General features: G+C 34.4%; 3 protein-coding genes. All 3 read right to left on the reverse strand.

Annotated features, from left to right (window positions below; translation table 11 throughout):
• Nucleotides 1-396 precede the first annotated feature (396 nt).
• Nucleotides 397-4,203 (reverse strand): LPXTG cell wall anchor domain-containing protein, encoded by a 3,807-nt coding sequence (locus DEX24_RS16445; RefSeq protein ID WP_109307468.1) that lies wholly within the window; start codon nt 4,201-4,203, stop codon nt 397-399.
• Between the two features lie 597 nt (nt 4,204-4,800).
• Complete coding sequence (apf, locus tag DEX24_RS16450; protein ID WP_109307469.1) at nt 4,801-5,418, reverse strand: aggregation-promoting factor; 618 nt, start codon at nt 5,416-5,418, stop codon at nt 4,801-4,803.
• A 541-nt stretch (nt 5,419-5,959) separates the two neighbouring features.
• The coding region (locus tag DEX24_RS16455; protein ID WP_146193015.1) for a SpaA isopeptide-forming pilin-related protein at nt 5,960-8,311 on the reverse strand (2,352 nt) is incomplete at its 5' end.

Raw genomic sequence — 8,311 nt, forward strand, 5'->3', positions numbered from 1 at the left:
AGCACCCGGACTGAGCGAAGCGAGGGAGAAGGCTGGAGCCGTGCCCGCGAAAAGCGTCCGCCGGAACGGAATCAACGGCTACGAGGAAAAGCGAGGACAGGAACGAAATCCGTTCCTGTCCTCGCTTTTCTGTGCATAAGTGGACTTTTTCAGTGCCCTCATTCATGGCGTGATGCTTTTTATACGTAACAGATCACGTGCACCCCTATGTCCTGCGGAATCAGTTGAAGTAAAACTCCCTTGGAAGCATCGAGTGAAAGTGGTAGGGCATCTGGTTTAACCTCTCAATAAATAGTAATAGAGAACAAAAAAAGAGAAACAGCTTTATACACTTTGCCGTTTCTCATTTTTATATTTACATAATCTCTAGTTAAATAGCATTGCTCTTGGATATAACTAAGCTTGCTTTTGACGACGTGAACGAACGATCATAAATACAGCAATCGCTAGAACAAGTCCTCCTAATAGACTATATAATGCTGTATTTTCTTCACCAGTCTGTGGAAGAACTTGACCATTCTTTCCTACCGTTACTGATTTATATATCTTTGTACCTTTTTCAACTAAATAATAGTTGCCTTTTGGTAGTTTTTTAACAACTAACTTCCCTGTATTATCTGACTTTCCTGTTGCAACTACTTTATTTGTTTCTTTTTCTACAACTTCGTATTCAGTATTTGGTTTATTACCCGGAAATTCTGTTGTTGGTGGTACAAATTCTTCTTTTTCACCACCGACATTTGTTTCTGGTGTTGGTGGTACAAATTCTTCTTTTTCACCATCAACATCTGTTTCTGGTTTTGGTTCTGGCTTAACTTCTGGCTCCGGATCTGGCTTTGGTTCTGGCTTAACTTCTGGTTCCGGATCTGGTTTTGGATCTGGCTTTGGTTCTGGTGTAATTGCTGCATTCGTAATTTTAAATGGTGTTGTCATTTTTTGGTTTTCAATTGAAAATTCAACAAGCTTACCTTGAGCATATTCAGGATCAATGAGATAACCTGTTGGCGCCTGTGTTTCTTTTACAATATAAGGTGTTGTTCCGCTGTCTTTCAATCGAATATTTTCAAATTTCACCAAACCATTACGATCTGTTGTACCTATACGATAGACTTTACTCAGATCATCTTCTTTATAAATTTCAAATGTTGCTCCCGCTAGTGGTTTACCTGTTACACTATCTACTTTTTGTATAAATAATTCTTTATACACAACAGTACCCCAAGCTGAAGCACTTGAATTATTAGTATACGTCAGTTCTTTAGTACCCTTATTTGTTAAAGTTTCAGTGCTACCACTAAAGTTTAGTTGTGCTTCATTATTTAATAGTGCACCTTTATCCCCTTCAAAATAAGCATTATATTTCAAGGTCGCCTCACTCGTTAAACTCGTTGGAAAAATCACTTTAAACTCTTTTTTATCTGCACTTATATAGAGATAATACTCTGTTAAACTAGCTGTTTTATTGTCAGCTGTTGTTGGTAATAATACTACTTTTTTACCTTCGACTGTTAAATCAAATGATTCTGCAATAAAGTAAACTGCCTGTGCATCACCATCAGTTGTTGACAATTTATCATGCACAACTGCATTTGGCAAAGTTGATTTTGATTTATTTATATCTAATTGATAATTAAATGTACGTGATTTACCGACCTGTTTTCCTGATTTAGTAAGACCTTGTCCACCATTTGGAAGATCGATTGTTTTCGAAAAATCATTTGTTAGACCATTTGGATAAGTTACAGTAATCGTATTTTTATATGACTTATCATAAATAGCATCTGAATCGCTTGTATCATAGATGATTTTATAAGCTTTTGTAGAATCTAAATCTTCTTTTAGTGTAATCGTAAAGCCTTTTTCTGTTTCAACAAGACGATACTTGGATATGGGAACAATCGCTTCCGTTACGGTCCCTTTGTCGCCTTTTTCAATTGTCACTTCAACCATTTTTAATGAATCTGTAAGCAAGGTCATATTCGCTGGATCAAAAACATCTGTAATCGTTGTCCCTGCTTTTACTTCTTGCAATTTATAGTTAAATCCAACTTCCCAAGACATTATATATTTGTTTTTTTCTGCATTCCATTTTACTGAGCCATCTTTGAAACCATTGTTTTTTACATAATTAGGTAATTTAACTGTACTTTCAACATTCGTTGTGTACGGCTTATCATTTGTTGTCCATGTTGCTGATGCTTGGTTCACAAAATCTTTGTTAACTGTTGGATCTAATTTTGTTTTATACATAATATGAACTTTTTTAGTAATGTCACCTAAAGTAAAGGTTAAACCGTCTTTTTTCACTGTTACATTTGATGCTGTCATTGCCACACCATCGATTTTTGCACTACCCTCAATATAGTTTAAATTAGCATTTTTAAACGTATCTTCAATTATCATATTTTTCATATCATAATTTTTTTCATTCACCCAGATATTCCATGTAATCTCTTGTTTTTGGAAATCCACATCTTGATATCCTTTTAGCAAAGCTCTTTGTTGATTTGTAACCCCTACTTCTCCAGTTGTTTTACCTTTTGATGTAGCTGTATTTTTAATTTGTTGCGTGACAGCAATAGTAGGATCTACTAATGTTGACGAATAATGAATAGTATAAGCTGACGTGCTCTCTCCTTTAATTGTTATATTCATTGTGTTATATCCAATTGGCCCCGCTGTGTACCCTATAGTGTATTTCGAAGGATCTAAAGCTATATTACTTGCTACTAGTTGACCTTTGTCATTCATCGCAACTGGATAAATTTTCAATGAAGCTGGATCAAAAGCATGGTTATCTGTTATTTTATCGACGATAACAGCATTTGAAAGGGCTGATTCACTATAGTTATATTGAATAGTCCAATCAGCACCCGTTTCTGTTGCTTTCCCTATTTTTTTAATAAATGATTCGCGTTCCACTGTAATCGCGCTTGTTACACTTTTATCCATATTCACTGCTTTCAAGGAAGCATTATTGACATATGTTCTTTCCGTTTTGTCTAAAATTTTAGTTAAATACGTAATTTTATATGCTTTTGTTGAATTTTCAGCAATTTTCCACGTATTTGTTGTTGTTTTTGTAAAGTCAGCAGTAACTTCAGCGCCCTCTGTTACTGTCCCGTCCAATGCAATATTTAGTTCTGTTACTTTAAAGCTACCATCGATTAGTTCCAATTGTGTAGCATCAAATGTATCTGTAAAGACAGCATTTTTCAAAATATCTTGTGATTTATTGAAAGTGACTTCCCAAGAAATAGTATCTGTATTTTTTATGGTTGGTGTAAATAGTCCATCTGCACCTAATTTACCAGCAACGCCTTTTTTCTTTATGGTGTTATCTGTATTTTGAGGTTTAATTTGTAATGGATATTTTTCTTGACCAGTAATTGTATTAATAGTAATTTCCTGAGAACTACTATTTGTCTCATTACTTGTCAATGTACTCTCCAACTTAACACCAGCATATAAATAGTACTTGCCATCTACACCAAGTGTGCCGTTTTCATTTTCTACATTTTTATTAAATGTTATAACCACTTTATTCCCGACAATTTCATATGTACCTAAAGCACCGATATTGCCAGTTGCATTGTCAATATTTTTCGTATTAAATTGTTGAGGTAAATCAATTGTGAACGTGTCTCCCGCTTTATATGTGTTTAATGGGATAGCTAATGCATAATCCAATGACATAGCATCTTCTAGTTTCACATTATTTAGTTGATTTTGTTCTAGTGCTGCTGTTCCTACCTTTACTGTTACCTTCTCAATAATTGAAGTTGGTTTTTCAGCTTTTTGCAGGGATTCTTTTTTAGTAAGTAATTTTTTTGTGATCTTACTGCTTACTGGCTGTTGTTCTACTGCTTGTTGTTCAGTAAGTTCTGGTTCTATTGTGACTTGATCATCTGTAGTAGATGGTTTTACTATCGGTTCTTGCTGAACTGGTTTTTGTTGTACCTGTTGCTCAATCGTTTGTACAGTTTCAGAAGATTTTTCTTCTACAGGGACCGTTGTTTCGGTTGTTGACATGTCCTGTGATTTTTCTTCAGCAGGTACTACTTGGTCTGGCGTGAGCGTAGAATCAATAGACGCTGTATTTGTAGGTGCTGCTAAAGCCTGCAATGGCATCATGACACCATTGGCCATAATTTGCATGATTAACATAAATGAAAGTATGGCTACACTAATTTGTTTTTTCACTTGTTGTCCTCCTCTTTTCTATCTATAAGCAAAAAAAAAGCATTAATAATACATCGAAGATTAATTGAACATCTCATTACGCTAGGCATGAAATTAAAACAATAAATCGCCAATCTTATCAACACAGTAAAATGACATACATAATTGTAATTATTTTGCTTACATCCATATTATCATTTTTTTAATAAATTATACAAAAAAACGCTTAAAATAGTTTTATAGACCTACGAAAACAGGATTAAAATTTATAAAATGCTTTAAAAAAGACTTTAGAATTAGTACCAGAACAACGAAAATAAGGTATTATATACCACTAAATTATTTAAAAATTTAATTTTATTTAAAAAATAATAAGGCAAGTGAACGAAAAAATTCAAATTCATTCCTTTTTCTATGTAGTCTGATATAAATTACTATCTTATACGCTACTATTAATGCTAGTTAAAATCTCTACTTGTAATTCCTCTATTATTCAATATTTTTCACTGATCAGCTGAAGCTCTTTCTATAGCTTAACCTATATTAAAAAATGAATTTAATGACAAAAAAACACCTCAAGCGATAGGCTTGAGGTGTTTACTTATTTACTCGGTAGGCTTAATACCAGCCTTTTTGTTGCCATGCTGATTTTGCGTTACTCCATGAACCGTAACGATCTTTTACATATTTGTCTGCTACACGTTCTTGGTTTGCTGGTGAATAATCACCATTTAAATAAGATTTATCTAATTGATATTTCCCAATATACTTGCCTGTTGCTGAACGTGCATTGTAATTATTTGTTGATTCTTTATTCGCGATCCATGATTTTGCTGATGAACTTGACCCTGTATACGCTTTTGTTGTTGCTTGTTTTTGGACCGGTGCTTTATACGTTTGCTTTTGTTGTACTGGTGCTTTGTATGTTGTTTGTGTTTGCACTTGTTTTACCGGTGCTTTATACGTTTTTTGTTTTTGGACCGGTGCTTGGTAAGCTGTTTTTTGTACAGCTTGCCCATTGCTTCCGCCTACTTCAATTGGTGCGCCTGCATATATTAAGTCTGATGTCAGACCGTTTAGTTGTTTTAATGTATTCACTGTTGTGCCATGTGTTTGAGCTAAGCCTGATAAAGTGTCACCTGCATGAATTGTTACTGTTTTGGCTGACGCTGTACCTGCGAATGCTGCTGTTGATAGTGCAATGGCACCTGTAATTGCGATAAGTTGTTTCTTCATATTGTGAAATTTCCTCCTCGGTGTTTCTTACTAACAACACTATACCAAGTGGAAGTTGCACACAGGTGACAGTTCAATATCGGCAATATTACAGGGAGATGACAACGCATGGGAAATTATAGCTGTTACTAGCTGGCATACTTAGTATTTGTAATAAAAGCCCTTCAAATCACTGTTTTACATTACCAATACTAGTAAATTACCTACTCATTTTCAGTTATTCTTTCAAGGGAATCATTTAAAAAAACATGAAATTCTTTTCTAATTGGCTTATTTAAGCGTTTATTTTTACAGTGAAGGACCAATAGCAAGATTCATGATTTAAATAGTTTATTTTCCGAATTCAGTGAATCTACGCTTGTACTGTCATGGATTGACATACAAGGTGAAATTTTTTCTTTATTTCTATAACACTATATATTAGTAGAAACAAAAATATATCCATCACAAAATAAAAAAGCTGCCGAGTAATCAAGCAAAACATAACCCCCATTTAGAAGATTATGTGCTTTGACATACTGGACAACTTTTTCATTTATTACTAGGCTTGATGCTGGCGACGATTACGTCCAATCATAAATGCACCTATTACAAGAATAAGTCCACCGAATAAGCCATATAACACCGTATGTTCTTCACCTGTTTGTGGAAGAACTTTACCTGTTTGATCAATCGTTACAATTGTTGTACTACTTTTACCTTTTTCAACGACATTATAGTCTCCTTTTGGAAGCTTGTCGATGATTAATTCACCTTGATCATTCGTTTTACCAGCTTCTACTACTTTGCCAGTATTTTTATCAATGACTTCATAATCAGTGTTTGGTTTTTTACCTGGGATTGTTGTAGTTGGTGGAATAAATTCATCTGTTTCGCCACCTACATTTGTATCTGGTTTTGGTTCCGGTTTTACTTCTGGTTTTGGTTCTGGTTTTACTTCTGGTTTTTTCGTATTTTCAACAGTAATTGGGGCTATATAACATACGCCCGAAGCAACTGTGAATGATACGTTGTGAGAGCCATTATAACCAGTTGGTACTTTATTTTGAATTAATTTGTAGTCGCCTGGTACTAGTGTTGGAAGTTGTAACTTACCGTCTATAACGGTCACTTCTTTTTGAACTGTTATTTCTTTGTTATTTTCTATTTTAACTAATGTGAAAGTGGCATTGCTGTTTTTAGGACCTACATAAACAATGGTAAAATCACATACTTCATTAATAATAGAAAGTTCTGGAAGACATTCATCTTTTTTCACTTCAAACGTAACAGGTGTTTTTTGTAGGAAGTGACCATCTGGAGCTTCCGTTTGAATCAGTTGGTAATTACCTGGACGTAATTGATCCAGTACAATTTTACCATCTTGTGCTTTAATTGTTTCTTTGATAACGGTTGTTGTACCATCTTCATTTACTTTGACAACTTTATACGCTGAATCAGCTGTAATTACATTGCCATCTGTATCTTTATTGAATAGTGTCACATCACATTTATTTGGTATGTTGACAATATTCACTTCGATTGTACCACCACATTGTGTTGCATCGATGACAAAAGTTGTTGATTTTGCGATGTCATAACCCGAAACAGGTGATACTAATTCAATTGTATACGTACCTGGACGTAATGGATCTGTTGTTAATTTACCATCCTTACCGAATGTAAAGTGGTCACCAACTTCTTTGCCATTTACATCTTTAATAACAAATTCTGCACCTTCAATACCTGCAGCCAATTCTTCATCAACTAGGATGATGGTTGCGGGGCAGTAAGTCATTGTATTTTCTACTACTAAATTAACTGTAGCTGCACAGTCTTTAGCATTTACTGTAAATGCTAATTCTTTTGCTGCCTCATAGTACTGCGGAGAATCTGTTTGTTCAAGAACATAATCTCCACGTTCTAATGAAGGAAGAATAATTTTACCGTCTATTCCTGCAGTAATGACTTGTGGAGTCGTTACTTCTGTTTTCTTACCTTCTTTATCAACTGCATAAAGTTTATATGTTGAACCTGATGTGATGACTTCATTTGTATCGCTATCTTTATTGATAACTGTTACTTCACATTTGCCAAAATCATTTGTTACGACTAACTCTGCTACACAATCTGTTGGATCCACTGTGAATAGTAGTGGTTCTTCGTTTACTACATAGTTACCTTCAATTGATTTTTGAACTAATTCATAATCGCCTGCTGGTAATTTTGGTAAAATAATCTTGCCCTCTTTTGCTGTTACTATTTCTTCATTTACTTTTGATTTTTTATCATTATTAATGACGTATAGATCATATGTTGAGTCATTTGTAATACGATCTCCATCAACGTCTTTGTTGATGACAGTGATCTCACATTTTGCATGATCATTTGTTACGACTAATTCTGCGTCACAATTTGTTGGATCTACTGTGAAGGCTAATGGTGTGTCGTTTAAGACATAAATACCATTCACTTTTGTTTGTACTAGTTGGTAGTCGCCTGCTGGTAATTTCGCTAATACGATTTTGCCCTCTTTTGCTACTACTTTTTCTTCTAGTACTTTGCCTTCTTTAGTTAGTACTTTGTATTCTGATCCTTCTTTAATTACTTGACCAGTTTCATCTTTGTTGATAACTGTGATCTCACATTTTGCATGATCATTTGTTACGATTAATTCTGCGTCACAATTTGTTGGGTCTACTGTGAATGCTAGTGGTGTGTCGTTTAAGACATAAATACCATTCACTTTTGTTTGTACTAGTTGGTAGTCGCCTGCTGGTAATTTCGCTAATACGATTTTGCCCTCTTTTGCTACTACTTTTTCTTCTAGTACTTTGCCTTCTTTAGTTAGTACTTTGTATTCTGATCCTTCTTTAATTACTTGACCAGTTTCATCTTTGTTGATAACTGTGAT

It is taken from the genome of Kurthia sibirica (genome assembly GCF_003143975.1).
In the GTDB taxonomy this organism is placed as follows: Bacteria; Bacillota; Bacilli; order Bacillales_A; family Planococcaceae; genus Kurthia; species Kurthia sibirica.

Excerpts from the sequence above, each read along its gene's own strand:
- apf (WP_109307469.1), bottom strand. The coding sequence starts at position 5,418 with ATGAAGAAACAACTTATCGCAATTACAGGTGCCATTGCACTATCAACA.